The 365-nt window shown below is 24.9% G+C and carries 1 tRNA gene; it reads left to right on the forward strand.

The window, feature by feature from the left end:
* The first annotated feature begins 211 nt into the window (after positions 1 to 211).
* Positions 212 to 285: transfer RNA gene (locus tag G3997_RS01380), tRNA-Cys, on the forward strand.
* The last annotated feature ends 80 nt before the right edge of the window (positions 286 to 365 follow it).

Consider the following 365-nt stretch of genomic DNA (forward strand, 5'->3'; position numbering starts at 1 on the left):
ACTGTATTAAATTTAATTGAAAAAGAAGAAGATATTTCTAATATAACTATATTTGAATATATTGATAATATGGGAAAAACTATAAAATAAAAATAATTTTGTAGTTTTTACTTATATTAATGTATTTTCTGTCTAAAATTTAATTTAAAAAAATTAATAAAATTGTTGCGAAAGTGGGATAATAAACATACAATTATATTATAAATGATGTGGCGACATAGCCAAGTGGTAAGGCAGTGGACTGCAACTCCTTGATCTCCAGTTCGAATCTGGATGTCGCCTCCAATGTACAGCTTTAATCTTATGATTAAAGCTGTTTTTATATTCAAAGAAGTCTGTATTAATTAGGTTAAATTTAAAATGGA

Source organism: Romboutsia sp. 13368 (assembly GCF_018336475.1).
Lineage (GTDB): Bacteria > Bacillota > Clostridia > Peptostreptococcales > Peptostreptococcaceae > Romboutsia.